The sequence below is a fragment of the Falsibacillus albus genome (assembly GCF_003668575.1).
Classification (GTDB): domain Bacteria; phylum Bacillota; class Bacilli; order Bacillales; family DSM-25281; genus Falsibacillus; species Falsibacillus albus.
The window spans coordinates 182,631-203,940 of sequence record NZ_RCVZ01000004.1 but is presented as its reverse complement, the minus strand read 5'-3'; the positions used below and the strand labels follow the sequence as shown (position 1 = coordinate 203,940).

Here is a 21,310-nt window from a genome sequence, read left to right as displayed (position 1 = left end):
CATTAAAAAGGCTATCCATTGAAGGGATAGCCTTTTTCAATTTTACAAAGTCAATTCCGCTGCATCCACTGTATGTTTCAATAACATGGAAATGGTAACTGGACCCACACCGCCTGGAACTGGGGTGATGGCCCCGGCTGGTTCATAGCATGCCTCATAATCCACGTCGCCGATGTTTCCTTTATTGTAGCCCGCATCCAAAATGACTGCGCCTTCTTTGATCCAGTCGCCCTGGACAAAATTCGGTTTTCCAACCGCTGCAACGACTATATCAGCCTGCTTTACTATACCAGGGAGATTTTGTGTACGCGAGTGGCAAATCGTTACCGTTGCATCTCGATTTAAAAGTAGGGCAGATACCGGCTTGCCTAAAATTGGACTTCTCCCTATGACAACAGCATGCTTACCTTCCAATTCAATTTTGTATTCGTCAATGATCCTCATAATGGCCGCTGGGGTGCAGGAAGGATATTTCCCAAATCCAAATGCAGTTTGCCCGAAACCCAGGCTTGTCACACCATCGACATCTTTTTCAATGGCAATTCGTTCGAACGCTGCCCGTTCATCGATTTGAGCAGGGACCGGATGCTGCAGGAGGATGCCATGTACCCCATCATTTTGGTTTAATTCATCAATGACCTCCAGGAGTTCTTCCGTTGACGTCTCCTTAGAAAGGTGAATTCTCTTTGATTCGATCCCGATTCGTTTGCATGCATTTCCCTTCATTCTTACATATGTTTCAGATGAAGGATCATCCCCTACCAAAATCGTAGCAAGACAAGGAGTCACACCAGCTTCCTTAAGCGCTTCAACCCTTGATGCCAAGCTGCCCTTAACTTTGTCTGCTACTTGTTTGCCGTCTAAAATCACTTTGTCCATGTTATCATCCCTCCTGAAATGAATAAAAGAGATAAGGCAAATAAACCTTATCTCCGCCCAGACGACCCGACAATATATGTAACACAGTTCCCATGTGGTAAACTCCACTCATTGTCGTCAGTTACCGTGTACAAGTGCTGTTTATGTAATCAAATAGTATCATATCGGTCAAAATAGTTCAACCAGAACACGAATAATATAATTTTCTTTCGTTCTATTGTTCGTGAATTTCATCTATGAATAAACATTAATGATGGTATAAAGTATTTTTAGCTCACATTGATCAATAATATGATAAAATAGCTGCCTCTCGTATTGCATTTCCCAGAATTTCATGAAAACATTTATATAGGATATGATTTAAGGAGATCGTGATCAAAAAGGGAAATTTGATGCATTGGAAGAAGTATTTTTTCCTATTGGCCATTTATGCCCCGATCGTTACTGCCTGCTGCATTATTCTGAATCAGTTATTTTATATGGAAGTCAAAAGAAAAGGCTGTTTTCTAAAAGATTGTTGTTTTTTATAGATGTTTTTCAAAAATTCACCATCTGATATTGATTGGAGCGGCAGGTGCGAGGAGAGGTAAGGCCGATGTTTGATTAAGGTCGGCACGTCGTGTGCCAACATCGAACGACCTCACTTCGTGTGAGGCTCCTCGGAAAGCGAGCATCCTGCAGCGGAAATCACCCTTTAAGAAGTATTGATTAGTAGCAACAAACTTTACGAAAAGACTCAATGAGAAAAGAGAGACGCCAATATTAAAGAAAGTTCTTAGGGGAGAAGCATATGAAGCCGTTTACAGCGAATGTGATTAGAATCATTAAACAAATACCATCTGGCAAGGTTATGACATATGGGCAGGTTGCCAAATGTGCAGGCAGTCCACGGGCAGCCAGACAAGTTGTCCGCATTCTTCACTCAATGAGTGATAAACATCAGCTTCCATGGCACCGGGTCATCAATGCGAAGGGCCAAATCGCGATGAAGGATGATATAGGATTCCACGAACAAAGAATGTGCCTATCGAATGAAGGAATCGAATCGGGGAAAGATGGAACGATTGATCTAAGTAAATACCAGTTAAAACGGAATTGCTCCATTGATGAGGAAGAATTCCTTTTATCTCTCGACGAGAATCATTACATTTAATCAAGATTCTTTTGCAGGTAATTTCGTTTTTTTCTAGAAATACTTGGAGAGTGCAGTTCCTAAACTGATATGCACAACCATTAAGTTTCAACCTTTAAAAGGAGAATATAAAAATGAACGTGGCATTTTTTCTGATACCGAAAAAAGAAGTAGCATTTGTTAAAGGTACATATACAATGAGACAGGCAATGGAAAAAATGAAATATCATAGATACACTTCCATACCCATTTTAAATGAAAAAGGACATTATATCGGGACTTTAAGGGAGGGGGATCTGCTGTGGAGGATGTTCGATTCCAATCAGCTGATCAGCATCAATGATATAGAACATACTTTATTAGCTGATATCGACCTCCAGTCTCATAATGTTCCCATCCCCATTCATGCTGAGATGGAGGATATCATTTCACGCGCAACCGAACAAAATTTCATACCGGTTGTGGATGACGGAGGGTACTTCATTGGCATCATCCGCAGGAGGGAAATCATCGACTACTTGGCTGGTCAATATTTAAAAACGCAAAAATAACATCAGACAAAGCTTGACGAATAAGACCTCCCGAATCACCTCATACTAAGGTAAACATTTCCTTGGAGGATATTCTCATGCATGAAAAGGGAGTCCAAAAACTGCATGTATGGCTGCTGGTGATCGTCATTTCGGTTTTGATATGGTCTGCCATCAAACCATTGAGCTATTTAACGTGGACGTTGGAAGTAACCCCTGCTGTCATCGGCATTCTCATCCTGCTGATAACATATCGAAAATTCACATTCACCAGCTTGGTTTATGTTCTAATATCAATCTTGGTCATCTGGATGTTTATCGGTGGCCATTATACTTACGAACGAGTTCCGCTATTTACTGAAATTAAAAATAATTTCCATTTAAAACGGAACGATTATGATCGTGTTGGCCATTTTTTAAAGGGGCTGATTTCCATTGCCATCCGGGAAGTATTCATTCGAAAATCTTGCCTAAATCCATCCTGGTGGCTGATCTTCGTCACCTTATCGGTTGTATTGGCCCTCTCTGCAGGCTACGAAATCATTGAATGGCTTGCAGCTGTCATATTAGGGAAGGAAGCACACGACTTTTTGGGGACACAAGGGGACATTTGGGATTCAGAATGGGACATGATGCTCGCTTTCTGCGGAGGAATCATCAGCTTATTGAGTTTATCCAAGATCCATCAGAAATTTTTAATGAAAATACTTTAAAAAAGCGGCTGCCGATTTTCGACAGCCGTACTTTTTGAATTAAATCGATGTTTCGATTGGTTTCGTTTCTCCTGGCTTTGCATGTGTCACATATGTCCCGGCAATAAAGTCATGGATGGAGCGCTTATCGCTCCTTACACCAATCATTATGGCACTGATGATCAACGCGATTCCTAGTGTTACACCATAGACAAGTCCGCCAACGAGCTGCCTTAGAAGCATCGTACCGTAGCCGACTTCGCTGCCATCTACTTTGACAATCCTCACTCCGACTATTCTTTTCCCTACAACATATCCATGCCACAGAACGGGAACAACTATTAAGTATATCCAATAAAGCGTATTGGTCCCGGCGTGCTTACTTGAAAGATCTTGGTAGAATAAAAGGTTTAAAATGATGCCCAATGGTAAACTAACAATGATCCCATCCAAAAGAAGTGCTCCAAAACGAATCCAAAATCCGGCTGGTCTTTCCATTCAACCCCTCCAAAAAGTTACATATTTCTGGAAATTATAACATACTTCGAAGAATAAAAGATAGTAAATAGCGATTTAAAAGGATATTAAATGTTTATTCGAGATTTCTTAAAGCATACCATTTTATTTGGCATATTATCTTCCTGCAATCCAGGTATAAGTATGAATCTAGAAAACTTGCTATTTATGGTGCGGGCATTACTACCGGGAAAACATCCAAAACATTCGATCCAACTGGAATGGTTACACGAGCACAAATGGCCGTTTTTGTAAAAAGAGCATTAGATTACAAGCAAAATGAGAAATCTACTGGACAAGTCCAAGAAGTATTGAACCTGGTGAATAAGGAGCGGGCAAAAGCAGGGGTTTCTCCTTTATCGCTTGCAAGTGATGTCACGAATGTGGCGCAAGTAAAAGCTGAGGATATGATGGACAATAACTATTTTTCTCACACTTCCCCGAAATATGGGGACCCATTTGAAATGTTAAATCATTTTGGCATCCATTGGACAGCAGCCGGTGAAAATATTGCAGCTGGACAAACCACCCCCGAATCAGTGATGGCAAGTTGGATGGCCAGTACAGGTCACCGTGAAAACATTTTAAATCCTGACTTCAAAGAAATTGGAATTGGATTCACAAAAGGTGGAACATACCGATACTATTGGGTCCAAACATTTATTAAAAGATAAGAGATGAAAAGGGATCCTTGTACAGGGCATCGAATCGCCCCATTTGATTTCCTCAGAAATCCCCAACCAAAGAATCAGTCTTGACCAGAAACATCTGGAAAATCATGTTGAACCTGATGTATGATAATAAAGAAGTATTGTCATAGTAGGAGTGAGCGGATTTGGATAAAAAGAGATTAGTAGGGGGAATCGGGGCGCTTCTATTGTTGATCATTGGAGTGTCTGAACTTTTTAGTGAACATGCAGACACTATTGCATGGACATTTGCTGCATTAGGTGCCATCGGAATAATCGGATTTGCCTATGTTGGGATAAAAGAGGAAAGAAAAAATATTTGAAATTCATTAGCACCGGTCAAAAAGACTGGTGCTTTTTTCATTTGCCGATGTGCAATTTTTGTTTAATGGTTGTATATAAAAGGTAAAGCATAGTACAGAAGGAGGGCGGTCAAAAATGAAAGATCGGATCTTAATTGAAGGGGTGCTGAATAAGGATCGAAGCTGCCTTGAATGTCTTTATGATAAATATTCCCCACTGCTCTTCTCATATTTATTCAAAACATGCGGAGATACAAAACTTTCAGAAGAAATTATCATTACCATCTTTTCGCAAATATGGATAAATCCTGTCATTTTCTTTGCCAATCAGAATATCTCGTCCAGAATTTTAAGCAAATGTAAACAAGAGTTAGAGGCACACTCCGCAAAAGACAAAATAATAAGTTAGAATACCTTAGTTTTTTTTTAGAGATTTTTATTTTTACAAGACTTATTGCTAAATGATTTTATTCTAGCTAATCGAAGCAAAAGGCCCAAGTCTATATCCAAGTAATGGAAAATTAGAAAGGGAAATGTTTAAATTTTTTCAATACATAGTTGCATCCTGAAATAGTTTGCTTCAAAATAGTTCATATATAAACTATTAGGGGTGATAAAAGTGGACTACAGCAATCCAAATGTACAAAAAGCGGTCAAAATCTTGAAATCCTTTCAAGAAATCAATAAAGAGACTATCATTCTAACTCAGAAAAATGCGGAAAGTCTCGGGATTAACATCCAACAACTGGGAATATTAAATACAATCGCAGCGAACAAAAGTTTGACACAAAGAGAAATTACTGAAGCATTGTCCATTTCAAAAAGTACGGTGAGCGTAAATATTGAAAAGCTCGTTCAAATGGGGCATATTGTTCGAAGTGAATCCGAAAAGGATCGTCGTGAGGTCATATTGACATTGACTGCAAAAGGGCAAACCATTTCCAAACAATCCTCTCAAAATGCATACTCCTATCGTGCTATGCTTGCAGCAATGAAAAATATAAGTGATGCGGATATTTCTGAACTGCTTCGCATCCATGGAGAAATATTAAATCAATTAAAGAAATTTCAGATCTAGTTTTCGAAATCCATTCCGTTACTAATCGTAAGTAATAGATTTGTCACATTTACGGAGCAACACTTCATCTGGTGCATGTTATAATGATTTTAATTATCGAAAATCTACCAGAACATTTAGATAAAAGGAGAAGCTGATGACAAAGACAAAAAATCATAAAGAGAGAAAGAAAAACAGTTCGTCTGCCAATCTTGTTTTTTGGGTAGGCGGTATTGTCATAATTTGCATCATTGGATTCATTGTACTGGGGAGCAGACAACAAAAAGAAGGTACATTTGATTACAAAAACGAGCCATTTATCGGGGATAAAGCAGCTAAAGTAAATATTGTTGAATTCGGCGATTATAAATGTCCTGTGTGTAAAAATTTCAATCAGGATTTCTTCCCAATCATCAAGAAAAAGTTTGTAGACAGCGGTCAAGCCAAATTTTATTTTATGAACTATGCCTTCATCAATGTAGACTCTAAAAGAGCGGCAAAGTTTGCAGAAACGGTCTATAAGGAGCTTGGCAACGATACATTTTGGAAGTTTCACCATCTTCTATATGAAAAACAGCCAGACGATCCAAAATATGAGAAAATGGATTACTTTACTGATTCATTCCTGGAAAAGACATTAACCGAGGTCGCTTCGAAAAAAGATGCAGAAAAGGTGATGGACGCCTATAACAACTCAGAAGCCCTTGATTATTATGATAAGGATATGAACTATGTCAAGAAGCTGAAAATCAATAGTACTCCGACGATTTTCGTGAATGGTAAACAATTTACCGGAAGAACGCTGGATGATTTGACGGAAATGGTCAACAAAGCGGAGAAGGGGTCCTAAGATGAATAAGCAGTTGTTTATTGCATGGGTTACAGCCATCATTTCCATGCTGGGCAGCCTTTACTTCAGTGAAATCATGCATTTCATCCCTTGCACCTTATGTTGGTACCAGCGTGTCCTGATGTACCCATTATTTGTAGTAATGGGAGTTGCTGTATACAGAAGCGAGTATAAAATATATCCGTATGTTCTTCCATTCTCATTGCTGGGCATGATCATCTCCGGCTATCATTACCTGCTTCAGCACATTCCTGCTCTTAGACAGTTTGAAATGTGTACAAGCGGTGTACCATGCTCCGGAAAATATATCGACTGGCTCGGATTTATCACGATTCCATTAATGGCCTTTATTGCATTTTCAATCATCACCGTCATGATGTTCATGCTGCAGAAACAGGCAAAAGAGACATCATAAATTTTTATGAAAAAGAGTGTCCTGATCGGATACTCTTTTTTTGTGGATTGAAGAATTTGATACAGTTGTAAGTTGTCTAACATTCCATGAAGTAAAAGATAGAAAACCTGGTGGTGAATTCCTCTTTTTAGATATGTTTATGGATGAAAAAGAGCTCATGAATGCAATAAAGACCTATGGTATTACTGAAACGAATCATATCAAACTTGCTCAATCCATGGAATTGCCCTAGCTATTATTAAATAGAAAAGTATTGGGAAATGCCATGATATTGAGTGGAAAGAAATGAACATTTCATCGTTTGCAGTGGCGATCAATCATACTCCGATTGATTATTGATATAACCATAAAAAATAAGGAAGCCGAATGCATCGGCTTCCTTATTTTTTTAATTTTTCTTGCTTTCCGGCAGTTGACTGAAATAAGAATCTGACATTCTTTCAAGCTCCAGCACATGTTCATAATCGCTTTTGTACGAACTAAAGTCCTTGATTCGTTCCATTGATTTCAAATCAAATGCATCTCCGTCTTCAAATCCTTCATTCGGATAATAGATAATGTTATTGTTGACGAATCCTCCCGTTGGAAGGTAGTACCGGATTCCAGTCAGAGTATTAAATGGCTGGAGCATATCCTGGCCGAAATGGACAAGTTTATGGTCGATATTGACTCCAAGGACATTAGCCAATGTCGGCATGAAATCCAATTGCCCTCCGACTCGAGTAATTTGCTTTCCTTGGTCGGTCTTTCCAGGGATTGTCATGATAAACGGTATTTTGTATCGGTCTTCCAAAGAATACTTATGTCCCAGGAGCTTCTCCAACAGCTCCTGATCCTGACCACCAAGCGCTTTGTCTTGAAGCCCTAAATGGTCGCCATAAAATAGGATGACAGAATTATCCCATAAGCCTTCTTGTTTCAGACGATCGATGAATCTGCCGATCGACGCATCTGTATAACTTTGCGCCTTTAAATAATCCCCGATCAACGTACCATCGTACTCAGGCGGGAGGTCAATCGTCTGTTTTGTATCAGGAATGACGAATGGATGGTGGCTGGATAGGGAAATGAACATTGAATAAAATGGTTCTTTAGATTTTTTAAGAATGTCCGCCCCTTTTTGATAAAGAACATCGTCTGATGATGCCATACCGACTTGATCTTCATCACCGAAATAGCTTTCATCATAATACTTGTCAAAACCAAGATCCGGATAGAGTTGATCACGATTCCAGAAATTCACTTTATCGGTATGAAAGGTCATCGTTCGATATCCGTTTTGATTCAATACCTTTGGCAAGCTGGGAATATCTTTATTTCCTACCGTCAACGATGTAGGGGTGTTCGAATCAGGGAATAGCGAAGTATTCATGATAAGCTCCGCATCCGAAGTATTTCCGGGACCAACCTGTTGGAACACATTTGAAAAATAGAAGCTGTGCTTGACAAGCTTGTTTAAGTTGGGTGTTACTTCTTTTCCATTTACCTTTAAGCCGATCAAAAAGTTTTGAAAAGATTCTCCCTGGATGACAATGACATTTCTTCCTTTTCCCAAACCATTGTATTTACGATCTTTCTGTGGGATCAACTGATTTCCTTTCAGTGAAGCAATCTTTTTATTGATCGCATAAGGATCCTTTTCTTCCTTCTTGGAAAGAAGATCATTTTTTTGGGGAGCTTTGTAAATGTTGATAGCTTCATAATTAAATATTCCCTTTGCTTCGGCAGCAAGAACAGGATTTGCAATATTGATATTTTTAAAATAAGAAAATACAAGGACAAATACGGCAAGAGAAATAAAGACTGATCTCACTGTCCAAGAATGCGTTTTTTCTTGAAGGTCCAATGGATATTTTTTCAGTACAAGTGAAATCGCCAAGATAAGAATATCAGCATAAAGCAGTATATATAACGGACTTAGCAGTGAAGTCACGCTGTCCCTTATTGCGCCTAACTGGCTGATTTCCAATAATACATGATAAGTCGGAATGGTGTTGAACCATGTAACATATAACATAATTGCTGCAAACAATGTAGAAATAAGGATATTGCCGAACAAGTAGGCGTACGGCTTTCCTTTCCTGGAAATCCATTCTATGAATCCCATGAATAAAAGGATGAAGCTTCCTTCTACAGTTACTATTTTAAAGATTTTATAGTCCTGGAATAATATCGCGTGTACAACGATTGCTTTCACAATGAGCAATATTGAGTATACAGCAAAATGACTCTTAAAAAATTTTGATTTCATATGAGATTTCCTTCTTTCTATTGAATAGACGAAATTCTACTCTAGATCCTCTGAAAACAACTTCTATTATTTCGATAGTTTCAAAGAAAGTCAATGAATAAAGGAAGAAGTTCAATAATTGTATAATTTTTATTATAACAGGCATAAGCAACTTCTATATGTAAAAAGCATGCAGCCACAAGGACTGCATGCATGTAAAACAATACTATTGTGGAGCTTGTTCTAGATCTGCAACCTTCTTCAATGTGATGGTAGCACTATCCCCGCTTGCAAGAGTAAGTCCTAAACCAGTCACTCATCGCCTCTCTTTAATAACTATTTATTGGAATTACAAAAAATCATTTGGAAACGAATGGATTATTCGCAATCCAATATCGCCAAGGATACTCTTTCGCCTCACCAGAATTGCCGATGCCTATTCGCGGACCAGAAAATATTTTGCCAGGTTGAATTCCTTCAGCAAGAAATAAAGGAGGGTGGGAGAAGTCGTGTCCATATTGTTCCATCGTAATGCCCAACGCTTTTGTCAATTTCCCCGGTCCATTGGTTAAGTTCTTTCCGAATGGCATCTTCCTTCTATTACACATAAGATCAATGCCTGCATAGGGCTCAACCGCTCTGATCAAGACAGCTTCCGGCTGTTCTAATTTTCCTGAGACGACATTGACCAGGCAATGGGTGTGCATGACAAATGTATAGACTTTTCCGGCACGATGAAACATCATCTCCGTTCTTTTCGTTCTGCGATTATTGTAGCTATGAGCTGCCCGATCATGAGGGCCAATGTAGGCTTCCGTTTCAACGATGTATCCAGATGCACTACCATCTGGCGTCATGCTGACCAGCAAGGCTCCAAGTAATGATTGAGCCAATTTCAGTGTGGGCTGCCCATAAAAATCCCTTGGCAATGGTTTGTAATGAATATCTATTGTCATGACTGGCTCCTCCTCGTATCGTACATGTTTTGATTGATGATAAAAAATTACATGGTACAATGAATATCATCAGTAAAAAATTATTTATTTTATCAAATCATACATTCGAATGGTTTTCAACATGAGGGGTGCAGGGAGTATGGAAATTAAATACGTAAATGTAATGGAGGAAATTGTTTCTGCCATCGTTACAATGCTTTTGACTGGAAGTGAATATCAAACATTCTGCAAGTGTGATAAATGCAAAAATGATATTATTGCCCTTAGTTTGAATACATTGCCTTCCCATTATGTAACAACCAATGAAGGAAGGGAATTGACCTTCAATAATTTGAACACCACGGAGAATCGAAACTGGATCAATAAACGAATCATTAAATCCATCTATGTTGTAGGTAAATATCCAAAGCATTAAAAGCTGTTATTTCAACAGCTTTTTTTTATGCTCTTATAAATCACTTATCAATATGCTCATTTCTAAAAGTTTGTTGTTATTCATCAAAGGTTGTGTAAAGTTGATTTCCTCTGCAGGAGTCTCTCACCTTCCGCTCCAATCAATATCGTATGATGAATTATCTTAAACAAAAACTGTTAAAAACAACTATCTTTGAGATAAGAGCCTATTAAAACCATACTATAATCAAAAATAGCTTTTACAAATTAATATAAAGGGAACAAGACATATTTATCGAATGATTGTAAAGAAATATTAATTCCTTTTTCGAACTTAATATAGACCTTTCATGAATTTCAGCAAATTAATCAAAAAAGAACAACCAAAAAAGGAAGGGGAGGGACAGCATACGGAATCGAAAACCAAATATATCAATCAATAAAGCCGTTTCCTTAATGGATGAAAAAATCCACATAAAGGCCAATGGGTTAAAGCCGCATCAAGAGTGCATCATTCGATTTTCAAGAAGATCGATTACAAAGCAATTTACGTATTATTGGGAATCCTATGGACACTATGCCGCAAACCAGAATGGACAAGTAGATATCAATAGACAATCTTCCATTCGCGGCTCCTATGAAGGGGTTGATGGAATGGGGCTATTTTGGTCAATGACATTAAAGAGGAAAGAAGAACAGGAAAGCCATGCTGCATATGAAAAGCTGCAGCCCTACAATATCCTCATTACGCTGGAAACGGATAAAGGTAAAATATTGGATAAACTTGAGATACAAAGACTCTGGAAAACAATGGACACCCAGGTTTTTCACATTAGAGATGAATATTTAGTCGGGAATTTTTATTTTCATAAAAAGAAAGCCCCAGCAATCATTGTAGTAGGTGGATCAGAAGGGGGAATTTATGATTACCCGGCAGCTTTGCTTGCTTCCCGTGGATTTCATGTTTTGGCATTAGCTTACTGGGGTGAGGAACATTTGCCGGAAAGGCTTACATATGTCCCGTTAGAAAGGATTGGATATGCAATCCAATGGCTGAAAAATCAATCCAACGTTTCTAAAGGGTGGATTGGAATACACGGGACATCCAGAGGAGGAGAATTGGTTTTATGGTCAGCCCATAAATATCACTCTATTAAAGCAGCCGTATCATTGAACGGTTCAGCAGTTTCTTTCGCAGGCATTGTGCCGTGGACAGAGCAAAAGGAACTTCCCCCTGCCTGGATGTTTAATGGCCATCCCCTGCCCTATGCCTCACCAACGAACCCCATAGATGCAGCTTTACATTGTTTAGCTGAGTGGAAAGAAGGAAAGAATCCTCTTCCTTACTGGTACAGAGCCCTATGTAGGGATAAAGGATCTATGGAGAAGGCCATAATACCGATATCTGATGTTTCATCACATTTTCTCCTCATATGCGGAAAAGAGGACGCAGCATTCGATTCTTTGTATTTCAATCAAATTGCATTGAAACACGATATTAATCAGAAAACCTTGCTTGTTTATGAAAATGCCGGGCATGAAACAGGAATTCCATACATCCCTATAAGAGCGGATTTATTTAGTGGCGGGACCAAGGAAGGAACAGCCGCTGCAAGTGTTGATTCATGGAGAAAAACAATCGAATTTTTTCAAAGGAGTGCAGAAATGTATACATAAAAAATGACAACGATGCGATGATCACTTCATCCTTCGTTGTCATTTTGTGACTGTAGCTTCCATATATTTTTGTGACCATTGCTCCAATTCACGTATAATCGGTTCCAGCGCCATCCCTTTTTCAGTCAAGGTATATTCTACCCTAGCAGGAACTTCTGGATAGACAGTCCGGGTGACGACGTCTTCTTTTTCCAGATCTTTCAGACGTTCTGAAAGCAACCGTCCGCTTACAGGCAATGAACCTTCTATTTCGCAAAATCGCTGCGGTCCCTCTAGAAGCCGATAAATGATCAATGCAGTCCAGCGTTTGCTGATCATTTGCATCGCTTTTTCAACTTTCGGACAAAGCGAGGATTCTTTCATGCAAATCACCTCAAAACATTTTCAATAAAATAAGTATAGAAGAAATAAGAGGAAAAGTCTAATAATGAAAATAGTTCATAAAAAAAGCGAAAGCCGGTGATAAGATGAGCGGAGTAATATTATTTGATGGAGTATGTAATTTCTGTAATGGTAGTGTTCAATTTATTTTGAAAAGAGACGCTGGCTACTTTCGATTTGCATCACTCCAAAGTGAAGCTGGGCAAAGATTATTGAATGATCATCAAATGGAACCTCGATTGGACAGTTTTTTCCTGATCGAAAATGGAAGGCTCTTCATAAAATCCACAGCAGCTTTGAGAGTATGCAGACATTTGAAAGGAGCATGGAAGCTATTTTATATCTTATTAATCATTCCTAAATCTTTGCGTGATTTTGTCTATGACATGATCGCTAAAAACCGATATAAATGGTTTGGAAAGCAAGAGAGCTGTCGAATCCCGTCACCTGGTGAAAAAGAACGATTTTTGGAATGAATATTTTAGATTCTTTAAATTGTTGTAGGTATATAATACTATTTTTCTCTTTTTTTCGACAAAATTATTGTAGGTCTATCTTACTTCCTATAAGATAATATTTAGAACATTATTCCAGTTATTCCAACTTAAATGAACATCTAACTGATAATGGCAAACTAGTTGAAAGACTAGGACGCAAAGCTGCGGGTCTAACGTTCATCGAACTATGACAGCCGAGCCGCCAACTGGATTCGGGAACTATCTGATGGCGGAAATAATATGCTTTCGGGTAGTTTCTATTTTTTTTCATTTCTCTGTTTAATGGGCATTTGATAGGAACAGGTCGATTACCTCCTTTCAAACAAAATTTTATAAACAGAGCTTATTTCTTAGGAGGGGTATCATGGACGAATTTGTAAAAACAGCATTGCAATCAAATTTTTATATCGAAAAATTGAGAACGATAGATCTTGAAGATTGGAAGCACATTCCGTATACAACGAAGAAGGAATTGCGTGAAACAGAACCTTATTCATTGATTGGGGTACCATTCAAAAAAATAGCCACTTATCATGAAACGAGCGGGACGAGCGGAAAACCGACCCCAAGCTGGTACAGTCACAAAGATACAGAAATGGAAGCTAGTGTGATTACCAAAAGCAGGCTGAAGCTCCAGCCAAATGATATTTTATTGAATAGATTCCCATTTGCTTTGGCCATCCCCTCATTCATTTTGTATTGGGCATGCCAAAAGACGAAAGCGACCCATATTGCAGCGAGCAAAGCCACAATGGTCACACCTCATTTGAGGGTCATCGAGCTGTTGTTAAGGACGAATGCCACCATTTTAGCCGTATTGCCTTCTGAAGCGGAAATACTGGCAGAAGTAGCGAAACAAAATGGAATTTCGCTTCCTACCACCGGTCTTCGCGCACTATTTGTGGCAGGGGAAGTCTTGAGTCCAAATCGAAAAAAATATTTAGAACGTCTATGGGGAGTCCCGGTAATCGGTTTCTTTGGAAGCACTGAAACAGGAGGATTATTTGTTCATTGTCCTGAAGGCCATTATCATTTGGAACATCCAAAAGCGCTGGTTGAATGCCTCGATGATAATGGTGATCCACAAAATACGGGACAGACTGGAAATTGTGTGATCTCCACCGCCAGGGAAGGAATGCCATTATTGAGATATGCCAATGAAGACTTAATACAAATTGAAGATGGAGCAGCATGTTTATGTGGGAAAACGGAATCGTTCCTCACCCATTTAGGCAGGAAGGACGATCAAGTTTCAATCCAAGGCAAAAATTTTACGATGTACGATTTGCAAGAGGCGGTTTACTCCCTCCTAGTAGTTCCATTTCTTTGGAAAATGCATGTTTATGACGACCACCTGCTGTTTGAATATCAAATTAATGATACTTTTGTTGAGGAATATATGAATTCCACATTTGAAAAATTCCTTTCTTCGAAGCTTGGAGTCCCGGTTAAAGCCGCATGCAATGAATTAATGGACAAGCAGTCATTGACGACAAAACCTGCATACGCAAAATATCAATATCTAGAAAAACATTTAAAGGAAGCCATCCTGGTTTAATTGGGGGACAATGAACATGTTTAAACATCTGCTGAAAATCATTTTACTCTTAGTATGTATTCTTTCGATATCAATTGGAATGATCTTTTTTATCGATCAAAATCGCTTCGTCATTAATAATGGAATCATCCTTTTAATTGGCAGTGCTGGAATGGCGATCTTATTCTATTTCTTGCACCGAGTCTTCATGAAAAAGGCACATAACCAAGCCATCAATACAGTAATGAAAGGATTTACAGAAGCTGGGGTGACGTTGGAAGCGGTGAAGAAACCATCTCTGGAGCAGCTGCTGAATGAGGTAAAAGCCCATGCTGGAAATGGCACTCATGGACTCAATGAAGAAGCTGTAAATATTATGGATATGTATGCAAAAATAGCAGATTCATTCGAGGTATTGGCAGCTGGTTCGGAAGAAATGGAAGCCACGATGAATGATATGCTTGATGGAGCCCTGCTTCAGGCTGATAATGTGGAAAAGAGTACGAAAAGCATGGAAGAAATGTCAACTGGTGTCCATCAAGTCGCCGACAACACCGAAAGGGTTTCGGAATCCGCCATACTTGCATCAAATAAGACAGCGGAAGGAAATAAAGCCATCCACCACCTGGTTCAACAAATGCAGTCCATTCACTCGAGTGTCAATCAATCTGCAGACATTCTTAAGCAATTAGGTTCTTACTCGAATAAAATCGGGGATATTGTGGCGGTCATTACCAATATTTCTGAACAAACGAATTTATTGGCTTTGAATGCTGCCATCGAAGCTGCACGGGCAGGTGAACATGGAAAAGGGTTTTCTGTTGTAGCTGAAGAGGTCCGAAAGCTGGCTTCAGAATCAACTTCCTCCGCAAAGGAAATTGCGGAAATGATCCAATTCATTCAAACAAACACCTTTAATGCCATTGAAACGATGGAAAAAGGCTTGGCAGAAATCAATACAGGACTTGATGAAGTAAATGTGGCAGGCGATTCATTCGAGCATATCTCCAGTTCCATTTCAGACGTTACCGTACAAATACAGGAAATATCTGCTACCATTCAGCAAATCGCTGCCGGAACAGAAGAAGTGAAACAGAATACAGATTTCACTAAAAAAGTACAGGAGGGCGGAGTAGAGAAGATACGCCATGCCGTCCATCTCTCGAACCAGCAAAAAAATAATGTGGATGAAATCTTTTTGATCTTAAAAGATGTTCAGCAAGAACAAGCAAGGCTTAGAGAGCTTTTAGCCAAATCAATATAAAAAATTGATAAGTCAATTAAAATGCCAATTTCTCTTTTGTTTATACTAATCGAAGGGAAATGGCATTTTTTTCTATCCAAAAATGATAGAATGAGTTGTAACCATTGACCTTTCATGATCGTCATAATGGTGACTAGCTAGTTCAATAGGGGGGATGAGGTTTGGAAAGGCAGCACATTTCCGCCTCGCTGATCGAGGACGAAATAATGGCAGGCATGAAGCCTGATGATGCCATTGAAATTTTGATGAACATGTATGGCGAGGAATTAAAGCGCCTCATGTTTTCATATACAAAAAATTGGGCCCAGACGGAAGATTTGATTCAAGAGGTTTTTTTGGCCATTTATCAAAAGCTCGATACTTTTGAAGGAAGATCCAAGCTGAAAAGCTGGATCTATTCAATTGCCATCAACAAATGCAAAGACTATCTCCGCAGCTGGCACTTTCGGAAGCTCCAATTGACTGACCAATTTTTTTCATTTGGGGATGAAGGAGGGGCAGTGCCGGAAGAAGAATTGATCCTAAAAGATGAAAGCAGGCAGCTCATCAAATTTGTACTTCAGCTTCCGATCAAATATAGGGAAGTGATCATTCTTTTTTACTATAAAGATCTTTCAACAGATGAAATCAGCCAATTGCTCGAAATCAGCCTTTCTACTGTCAAAACGAGGCTGCACCGGGGAAGGGAAAAATTAAAAAAGATGCATTCTTTGCGAGGAGGGATGCTGAATGGATAAACAGCTAGATCGATTAAAAAATGATCTGGATGCATATATATCGCCTGAACCAATTTTCACAGACGAAGACAAACGGAAAATAAGAATGAAAATCAAAGAATCAAAAGAAATTAACCGGCCATCAATTAAGAAGAAAAGCTGGTTCCCAAAGGTCATCGGCATAGCCGCTGCTGCATTTGCTATTTTCATCATTGGCTCGTTAATAAACCATTTTGGACAAATGGGGTCAAATGACTCATCAAGTGCAGACATGGCGGAAAGTAGTTCTGAATACAAAATGAACGATGGCAAGTCTTCTAAACCTGCCTCATTGCGGGCTAAAACCGGTGTATCGACCAATGCCGATTCAACATTTTCAGATCTTAATATGAACAGTGAATTAAAGAAAACCTATATGGATTTCTCTGCAAGCAAAAAAGAATCTTTGCTCAACGGGCTTCCTGCCATCGACATTTTCAAGCTGTTTATAGAAGCAGGAAGATTGAATGATTATCCCATTCAATATGCTCTATTGAATCATGACAGCAATGAAAAACTGCCATTTAAAACCGAAAAGGAATATATTGAATTCAGAAAAACTCAAGATGGATCGAAGCTTAATGCTCTATATGGACCGATTCAACAAGGACACCATCAAATTAAACTGATCAATGAAAGAAGAGCAATAATTTACATCTCTGAAGGAAATGAACAAAAGGCAATATCACTTATTAAAAACAACGAAGGCATCTGGAAAATTAGCTGGGAAAGCATCAAATAGCTGATTTCATATGAAAATGCCCCGAGGAGCAGTCCTAAATATAGCGTGTATACGGCAATCATCATCTTCCGATCTGACTCAACTTTCTATTGAAGGTTGAGTTTTTTTAATTATTTTTCTAAGCGTGTTGTATCTAATACACATTTGATGCTGATTGGATCTGAAAGCGCGGGACTCCTGAGGACTCATCACCCGCCACTCGGAAAGCGGGCATCCCGCAACGGAAATCAATCATTGTAAGCCCTTGATAATAGCGTTTATTCCTTCATCAAAACCAATAGTCAAAATGGTATAATAAGGTAAAAAGGGGAATTTACATGAAAATCAATGACCTGACTTCGAATTTCTTTTCATTTTATGAATCTCATCAACCGTTGACCACACATAACTTGAAGGGCCTCTTCTCTGAATATCCGGACGTGTATGAGCGCTATTTCCCCCAACACTGCCCTCTTACAGATGAAAGATTGAATGCAGCAATTGACAAATATCCAGCTGTCATGGATGAAATGAAAAAAGCGTCACACAGATTACCTGAAATAATTAAAGAAGTGAATGCAACTTACACCTCCACATATCATTTTAATCATGATCTACAATTCCACCTTTTTATCGGCTCCTTTGGGTCAAATGCGTTTGTCGAAGCAAAAGTGGCAGGAGATATCTTCTTTGCAATCGAAAAGCTTTCTGCCAAAGAAGAACATATGAAGGTGATCGCTGCTCATGAAATCGGACATGTTTATCATAATGTCATTTCGGGAGAAGAGGGCATTGATTGGAGAAACATTGATTGGATGCATGGGATGACAACTCTGTATAGGGAGGGAGTTGCCACATATCTTTCCAAGAGGATTGTAGAGAATGTAGATGAGCCGGTTTACTTTTCTTATAATGATGAAGGAATTGGGTGGTATGCTTTTGCAGAGAAGAACAGACATTCCATCATCAAAGCATTCCAGGAGGATACCATAGGGCAATGGAATATGGAGAAAGAACGTGAATGGTTCAGGCTTTCAGGAGGAAATAGATTTGGATATAACCGACTTGGATATTATATCGGGACATTGTTTGTAGAGCATTTAGTCAATGAACTGGGTGAGAGGGAGGCATTGACATTATGGGCATCGAATTCATTGCATTCCCGAATTGAAGACTGGCTTGATGAACAAATCCATTTGTCGCAAAAAGTGAATAATTAGTGTTTTCCTTTCGGATGGAATATTACATAAGCAATTACAAAATAATAATGATGAGTTGCTTGTTTTAGACAAGAGAAACTTTTTTTCTTGTCTTTAAAATTGTTTTATTCACCTTATAAGCATAGTTGACGACAACTCTCTTGCTCTAGACCCACCTGGCAGGCATTTGCTATGATATCAAAAGATTGACATTTGAGGTGAAGGAATTGGGAGCTAGGGAATCAATAGCCAAAAAAATTGCATGGATCAGTCTTGTTGCAAATATTATCCTGACGATTGGAAAAGTCGTCATTGGATATTACAGCCACAGTGATGCGGTATTTGCTGATGGGATCCATTCAGCTGCAGATGTCTTTGCATCCTTGATTGTACTGCTTGTCATTAAAATTGCCAATAAACCTGCGGACGCGGACCACCCTTATGGACACGGAAAAGCGGAGGTCATTGTGTCGGGAATAGTAGGAATCTTATTGTTCATCGTATCATTGTATGTCGTTTACGAAGCGGTATCCGGATTATTTCATCCGATCGAAGCGCCAAGCATACTTGCTATGTGGGTAGCCATTTTTTCGTATGCTGCCAAGGAATATCTGTATCGTTCCTCCTTGAATGTGGCCAACCAGCATAATAGTAAAGCTATCGAAGCCATTGCATTTGATCATAAAGCCGATATTGTTGCTTCACTCGCTGCAGCAGCCGGTGTATTGCTGTCCGTAATCGGCACAAAGTTCAATATACATATTTTACTGTACGGTGATAAAATAGCGAGTATTTTTGTAGCATATTTGATTTTTAAAATAGCTAAAGAAATGCTCGTAGAAGCATTTGACATTTTGCTTGAACGTAATATTGATGTGAAGACACAAGAAGATTTCATTACAATCATTTCTGGCTTTAATCAAGTAAGGCGGATCGACAAGCTGAGGGCGCGCGAACTCGGCCATTATATCGTAGTCGACCTTCGCATCGCCATCGATCACAATAAAACGATTAAAGAAGGCCATGATTTAGCAAGAGAAATCAAGGAAGCATTGATGGAGCAATATGATAATATTGATGAAGTCTTGATTCATCTCAATCCATATTTTCCAGAAGATGAATGAAGATAAAAAGCGCCAGATCATCGGCGCTTTTTTTTATCTTTTTTTTCGGATTCAATAATTGGTCAAGAAGCGCCAAAGAATTGGCGCCGAAGCAGGAGTAAATATATGGGGGTGTTCTGGGTCCTAGTAACGGATGTATGCAGAACCGATAATGATCAAAAGAATGAACAAAACAACCACCAACGCAAATCCGCCAGCGAATCCACCATCAAAGCCCATATGTTTCACCTCCTTAAATGCCTTATCTATTCCACAGTATGTTTGTAGAACTCGTTTTGACATGACGAATATCTTGAAACCTGCAAAATATGAGTAAAACGCCTAATCATTCAACCTAAAAAAATGGTAAAATAATGCATGTGATGTAAATAGATTCAGGAGGTATGGACAATGAGTGATTTACCGCAATATATAATTCCGTTTGCTCTGATCGCATTCATTTTGTACAGAAGAATCAAGCGGTCGATTGGGTTTCAATTATATAAACCTAAGCGATTATTAATACGATCGGCAATATTCTGTATAGTATCTTTTATGATTCTTGCAGCAAGCTTACTGCATCCGAGCGATTATCTTTATGATTTCTTCGGGGTAATGGCAGGATCCATCATATTAATATACGCCTTCAAACATTCTTCCTTGGAAATCCGTGTCGAAAAATTGTATTATCGCACACACATTTGGATCGAATCTTTGATTTTGTTCATTTTTTTAAGCAGATTCCTTTATCGGTTCACTTATGTCATCCTAGTTGGCAATAGCCAAGGTTCTCAAGATCCCATTCAATTCAGCCAGGCATTTACCCGGGACCCATGGAGTCGTGCAGTCTTTTTTCTTTTGGCAACCTATTACGTCGGATTCAATTTATATATTTGGAAAAAGGGTAAACGAAAATTGGTGAATGGGACAGGCAAGGATGCGAATGTACTTATATAAATTCTTAACTCAACAAGGGAGAAAGCATTATGCCAATACGATTTTTACCAATGAACAGATTACACGCCAAGCAAATCCTAAACTGGAAATATGAACAACCATATGATTTTTATAATAATGAAGAAAATGAAGAGAACTTGGCCGAACTGTTAGAAAATCATTATTTTTCCGCGGTCGATCAACACGATGTTTTGATCGGCTACTGCTGCATTGGGAAGGCCGCCCAGGTTCCTACCGGCTCACAATTTGGAGCTTATACTGAAGAAATGGATGATATCGGGATAGGACTGAGGCCTGATTTGACAGGACAGGGTTTCGGAAAAACATTTTTCAAAAGTGTCATCGAATTTGTTTCAGTCAAAAAAGGAAATGGTCCACTTCGGCTGACGGTTGCGGATTTTAACGAACGAGCGATACATCTTTATAAACAATTCGGCTTTAAAAAAGTTCTTGAGTTTAATCGAGGTACATCAACATTTGTTACAATGATTAAACCAGTTGATTAACTTGGGGGAAACCCCAAGTTTTTTTCAATTCGCTTATATAAGAAACCCTAAAAACAATGAACAGTAATAAAA

At 38.9% G+C, this 21,310-nt stretch carries 26 protein-coding genes, 1 pseudogene and 2 riboswitches; of the genes and pseudogenes, 21 read left to right on the top strand and 6 right to left on the bottom strand.

All coding sequences use genetic code 11. From position 1 onward, the window contains the following. Positions 1–42: 42 nt before the first annotated feature. A complete protein-coding gene (locus D9X91_RS08135) occupies positions 43–879 on the bottom strand; it encodes a bifunctional 5,10-methylenetetrahydrofolate dehydrogenase/5,10-methenyltetrahydrofolate cyclohydrolase (protein WP_121680098.1) in 837 nt (278 codons plus the stop codon). A gap of 48 nt (positions 880–927) precedes the next feature. After that, a riboswitch (ZMP/ZTP riboswitch) is annotated at positions 928–1,014 on the bottom strand. 655 nt (positions 1,015–1,669) lie between these two features. Here D9X91_RS08135 and D9X91_RS08130 point away from each other — a divergent pair. The 3 genes from D9X91_RS08130 to D9X91_RS08120 all read left to right on the top strand — a co-directional run bounded on the left by D9X91_RS08130 (position 1,670) and on the right by D9X91_RS08120 (position 3,254). After that, the gene (locus D9X91_RS08130) at positions 1,670–2,032 is read left to right on the top strand and encodes an MGMT family protein (protein ID WP_121680097.1); all 363 of its coding nucleotides are present in this window, start codon (positions 1,670–1,672) and stop codon (positions 2,030–2,032) included. A gap of 113 nt (positions 2,033–2,145) precedes the next feature. Then, a complete protein-coding gene (locus D9X91_RS08125) occupies positions 2,146–2,562 on the top strand; it encodes a CBS domain-containing protein (RefSeq protein WP_121680096.1) in 417 nt (138 codons plus the stop codon). Positions 2,563–2,639: 77 nt separating this feature from the next. After that, on the top strand, positions 2,640–3,254 hold the full coding sequence (locus tag D9X91_RS08120; RefSeq protein WP_121680095.1) for a DUF2238 domain-containing protein: 615 nt from the start codon (positions 2,640–2,642) through the stop codon (positions 3,252–3,254). A gap of 39 nt (positions 3,255–3,293) precedes the next feature. On the opposite strand, the gene D9X91_RS08115 is transcribed toward D9X91_RS08120, so the two are convergent. Next, positions 3,294–3,731 carry an RDD family protein gene (locus D9X91_RS08115; protein ID WP_121680094.1) on the bottom strand — a complete coding sequence of 146 codons (438 nt, stop codon included), beginning with the start codon at positions 3,729–3,731 and terminating at the stop codon, positions 3,294–3,296. Positions 3,732–3,814: 83 nt separating this feature from the next. Here D9X91_RS08115 and D9X91_RS08110 point away from each other — a divergent pair, with 83 nt between their 5' ends. The 7 genes and pseudogenes from D9X91_RS08110 to D9X91_RS08085 form a co-directional block, all read left to right on the top strand. Further along, entirely contained in the window at positions 3,815–4,423 is a 609-nt protein-coding gene (locus tag D9X91_RS08110) for a CAP domain-containing protein (protein WP_325050511.1), read from the top strand. Positions 4,424–4,584: 161 nt separating this feature from the next. Beyond that, complete coding sequence (locus D9X91_RS22480) at positions 4,585–4,761, top strand: hypothetical protein (RefSeq protein ID WP_158598270.1); 177 nt, start codon at positions 4,585–4,587, stop codon at positions 4,759–4,761. Between the two features lie 115 nt (positions 4,762–4,876). Next, the gene (locus tag D9X91_RS08105; RefSeq protein ID WP_121680092.1) at positions 4,877–5,149 is read left to right on the top strand and encodes an RNA polymerase sigma factor; all 273 of its coding nucleotides are present in this window, start codon (positions 4,877–4,879) and stop codon (positions 5,147–5,149) included. Between the two features lie 210 nt (positions 5,150–5,359). Further along, complete coding sequence (locus D9X91_RS08100) at positions 5,360–5,818, top strand: MarR family winged helix-turn-helix transcriptional regulator (RefSeq protein WP_121680091.1); 459 nt, start codon at positions 5,360–5,362, stop codon at positions 5,816–5,818. Positions 5,819–5,954: 136 nt separating this feature from the next. After that, complete coding sequence (locus D9X91_RS08095) at positions 5,955–6,647, top strand: DsbA family protein (RefSeq protein WP_121680090.1); 693 nt, start codon at positions 5,955–5,957, stop codon at positions 6,645–6,647. A 1-nt stretch (position 6,648) separates the two neighbouring features. After that, on the top strand, positions 6,649–7,062 hold the full coding sequence (locus D9X91_RS08090; RefSeq protein WP_121680089.1) for a disulfide oxidoreductase: 414 nt from the start codon (positions 6,649–6,651) through the stop codon (positions 7,060–7,062). 49 nt (positions 7,063–7,111) lie between these two features. After that, positions 7,112–7,294, top strand: a pseudogene (locus D9X91_RS08085) (SAM-dependent methyltransferase); the annotation flags it as partial. Positions 7,295–7,450: 156 nt separating this feature from the next. On the opposite strand, the gene D9X91_RS08080 reads toward D9X91_RS08085, so the two are convergent. Together D9X91_RS08080 and D9X91_RS08075 are read right to left on the bottom strand one after the other, a co-directional pair. Further along, a complete protein-coding gene (locus tag D9X91_RS08080; RefSeq protein WP_121680088.1) occupies positions 7,451–9,313 on the bottom strand; it encodes an LTA synthase family protein in 1,863 nt (620 codons plus the stop codon). A gap of 338 nt (positions 9,314–9,651) precedes the next feature. Next, on the bottom strand, positions 9,652–10,248 hold the full coding sequence (locus D9X91_RS08075) for a DNA-3-methyladenine glycosylase (RefSeq protein WP_121680087.1): 597 nt from the start codon (positions 10,246–10,248) through the stop codon (positions 9,652–9,654). A 139-nt stretch (positions 10,249–10,387) separates the two neighbouring features. Between D9X91_RS08075 and D9X91_RS08070 the strand changes: the two genes are divergently transcribed. Both D9X91_RS08070 and D9X91_RS08065 read left to right on the top strand, forming a co-directional pair. Next, entirely contained in the window at positions 10,388–10,663 is a 276-nt protein-coding gene (locus D9X91_RS08070; protein ID WP_121680086.1) for a late competence development ComFB family protein, read from the top strand. Positions 10,664–11,097: 434 nt separating this feature from the next. Continuing rightward, the gene (locus D9X91_RS08065; RefSeq protein ID WP_121680085.1) at positions 11,098–12,318 is read left to right on the top strand and encodes an acyl-CoA thioesterase/bile acid-CoA:amino acid N-acyltransferase family protein; all 1,221 of its coding nucleotides are present in this window, start codon (positions 11,098–11,100) and stop codon (positions 12,316–12,318) included. Positions 12,319–12,357: 39 nt separating this feature from the next. On the opposite strand, the gene D9X91_RS08060 is transcribed toward D9X91_RS08065, so the two are convergent. Next, the gene (locus tag D9X91_RS08060) at positions 12,358–12,681 is read right to left on the bottom strand and encodes a winged helix-turn-helix transcriptional regulator (protein WP_121680084.1); all 324 of its coding nucleotides are present in this window, start codon (positions 12,679–12,681) and stop codon (positions 12,358–12,360) included. Between the two features lie 104 nt (positions 12,682–12,785). On the opposite strand from D9X91_RS08060, the gene D9X91_RS08055 reads away from it, so the two are divergent. The 7 genes from D9X91_RS08055 (at position 12,786) to D9X91_RS08025 (ending at position 19,796) form a co-directional block, all read left to right on the top strand. Continuing rightward, on the top strand, positions 12,786–13,175 hold the full coding sequence (locus tag D9X91_RS08055) for a thiol-disulfide oxidoreductase DCC family protein (RefSeq protein ID WP_121680083.1): 390 nt from the start codon (positions 12,786–12,788) through the stop codon (positions 13,173–13,175). Between the two features lie 142 nt (positions 13,176–13,317). Continuing rightward, a riboswitch (cyclic di-GMP riboswitch) is annotated at positions 13,318–13,403 on the top strand. 157 nt (positions 13,404–13,560) lie between these two features. Continuing rightward, positions 13,561–14,754 carry a phenylacetate--CoA ligase family protein gene (locus D9X91_RS08050; RefSeq protein WP_121680082.1) on the top strand — a complete coding sequence of 398 codons (1,194 nt, stop codon included), beginning with the start codon at positions 13,561–13,563 and terminating at the stop codon, positions 14,752–14,754. A gap of 16 nt (positions 14,755–14,770) precedes the next feature. Then, positions 14,771–15,997 (top strand): methyl-accepting chemotaxis protein, encoded by a 1,227-nt coding sequence (locus tag D9X91_RS08045; RefSeq protein ID WP_158598269.1) that lies wholly within the window; start codon positions 14,771–14,773, stop codon positions 15,995–15,997. Between the two features lie 161 nt (positions 15,998–16,158). Further along, the gene (locus tag D9X91_RS08040) at positions 16,159–16,734 is read left to right on the top strand and encodes a sigma-70 family RNA polymerase sigma factor (RefSeq protein WP_233569743.1); all 576 of its coding nucleotides are present in this window, start codon (positions 16,159–16,161) and stop codon (positions 16,732–16,734) included. Beyond that, positions 16,727–17,494, top strand: coding sequence for a hypothetical protein (locus D9X91_RS08035; protein ID WP_121680080.1), 768 nt, complete (start codon positions 16,727–16,729; stop codon positions 17,492–17,494). Before D9X91_RS08040 ends, D9X91_RS08035 begins: the two co-directional genes overlap by 8 nt. A 317-nt stretch (positions 17,495–17,811) precedes the next feature. Beyond that, the gene (locus D9X91_RS08030) at positions 17,812–18,693 is read left to right on the top strand and encodes a DUF5700 domain-containing putative Zn-dependent protease (RefSeq protein ID WP_233569742.1); all 882 of its coding nucleotides are present in this window, start codon (positions 17,812–17,814) and stop codon (positions 18,691–18,693) included. Positions 18,694–18,899: 206 nt separating this feature from the next. After that, on the top strand, positions 18,900–19,796 hold the full coding sequence (locus D9X91_RS08025) for a cation diffusion facilitator family transporter (protein WP_121680079.1): 897 nt from the start codon (positions 18,900–18,902) through the stop codon (positions 19,794–19,796). Between the two features lie 123 nt (positions 19,797–19,919). On the opposite strand, the gene D9X91_RS08020 is transcribed toward D9X91_RS08025, so the two are convergent. Beyond that, positions 19,920–20,015 (bottom strand): YjcZ family sporulation protein, encoded by a 96-nt coding sequence (locus D9X91_RS08020; protein ID WP_121680078.1) that lies wholly within the window; start codon positions 20,013–20,015, stop codon positions 19,920–19,922. A gap of 171 nt (positions 20,016–20,186) precedes the next feature. Between D9X91_RS08020 and D9X91_RS08015 the strand changes: the two genes are divergently transcribed. Together D9X91_RS08015 and D9X91_RS08010 are read left to right on the top strand one after the other, a co-directional pair. Continuing rightward, positions 20,187–20,732, top strand: a complete 546-nt coding sequence (locus tag D9X91_RS08015; protein WP_121680077.1) for a hypothetical protein — start codon at positions 20,187–20,189, stop codon at positions 20,730–20,732. A 29-nt stretch (positions 20,733–20,761) separates the two neighbouring features. After that, positions 20,762–21,238 carry a GNAT family N-acetyltransferase gene (locus D9X91_RS08010; RefSeq protein WP_233569741.1) on the top strand — a complete coding sequence of 159 codons (477 nt, stop codon included), beginning with the start codon at positions 20,762–20,764 and terminating at the stop codon, positions 21,236–21,238. Positions 21,239–21,310 lie beyond the last annotated feature (72 nt).

Coding starts and splice junctions, on each gene's coding strand:
- D9X91_RS08130 (WP_121680097.1), top strand. CDS start 1,670: ATGAAGCCGTTTACAGCGAATGTGATTAGAATCATTAAACAAATACCA.
- D9X91_RS08020 (WP_121680078.1), bottom strand. CDS start 20,015: ATGGGCTTTGATGGTGGATTCGCTGGCGGATTTGCGTTGGTGGTTGTT.
- D9X91_RS08080 (WP_121680088.1), bottom strand. CDS start 9,313: ATGAAATCAAAATTTTTTAAGAGTCATTTTGCTGTATACTCAATATTG.
- D9X91_RS08010 (WP_233569741.1), top strand. CDS start 20,762: ATGCCAATACGATTTTTACCAATGAACAGATTACACGCCAAGCAAATC.
- D9X91_RS08135 (WP_121680098.1), bottom strand. CDS start 879: ATGGACAAAGTGATTTTAGACGGCAAACAAGTAGCAGACAAAGTTAAG.
- D9X91_RS08075 (WP_121680087.1), bottom strand. CDS start 10,248: ATGACAATAGATATTCATTACAAACCATTGCCAAGGGATTTTTATGGG.
- D9X91_RS08065 (WP_121680085.1), top strand. CDS start 11,098: ATGGATGAAAAAATCCACATAAAGGCCAATGGGTTAAAGCCGCATCAA.
- D9X91_RS08105 (WP_121680092.1), top strand. CDS start 4,877: ATGAAAGATCGGATCTTAATTGAAGGGGTGCTGAATAAGGATCGAAGC.
- D9X91_RS08030 (WP_233569742.1), top strand. CDS start 17,812: ATGAAAATCAATGACCTGACTTCGAATTTCTTTTCATTTTATGAATCT.
- D9X91_RS08050 (WP_121680082.1), top strand. CDS start 13,561: ATGGACGAATTTGTAAAAACAGCATTGCAATCAAATTTTTATATCGAA.
- D9X91_RS08055 (WP_121680083.1), top strand. CDS start 12,786: ATGAGCGGAGTAATATTATTTGATGGAGTATGTAATTTCTGTAATGGT.
- D9X91_RS08090 (WP_121680089.1), top strand. CDS start 6,649: ATGAATAAGCAGTTGTTTATTGCATGGGTTACAGCCATCATTTCCATG.
- D9X91_RS08015 (WP_121680077.1), top strand. CDS start 20,187: ATGAGTGATTTACCGCAATATATAATTCCGTTTGCTCTGATCGCATTC.
- D9X91_RS08035 (WP_121680080.1), top strand. CDS start 16,727: ATGGATAAACAGCTAGATCGATTAAAAAATGATCTGGATGCATATATA.
- D9X91_RS08060 (WP_121680084.1), bottom strand. CDS start 12,681: ATGAAAGAATCCTCGCTTTGTCCGAAAGTTGAAAAAGCGATGCAAATG.
- D9X91_RS08125 (WP_121680096.1), top strand. CDS start 2,146: ATGAACGTGGCATTTTTTCTGATACCGAAAAAAGAAGTAGCATTTGTT.
- D9X91_RS08070 (WP_121680086.1), top strand. CDS start 10,388: ATGGAAATTAAATACGTAAATGTAATGGAGGAAATTGTTTCTGCCATC.
- D9X91_RS08095 (WP_121680090.1), top strand. CDS start 5,955: ATGACAAAGACAAAAAATCATAAAGAGAGAAAGAAAAACAGTTCGTCT.
- D9X91_RS08115 (WP_121680094.1), bottom strand. CDS start 3,731: ATGGAAAGACCAGCCGGATTTTGGATTCGTTTTGGAGCACTTCTTTTG.
- D9X91_RS08045 (WP_158598269.1), top strand. CDS start 14,771: ATGTTTAAACATCTGCTGAAAATCATTTTACTCTTAGTATGTATTCTT.
- D9X91_RS08120 (WP_121680095.1), top strand. CDS start 2,640: ATGCATGAAAAGGGAGTCCAAAAACTGCATGTATGGCTGCTGGTGATC.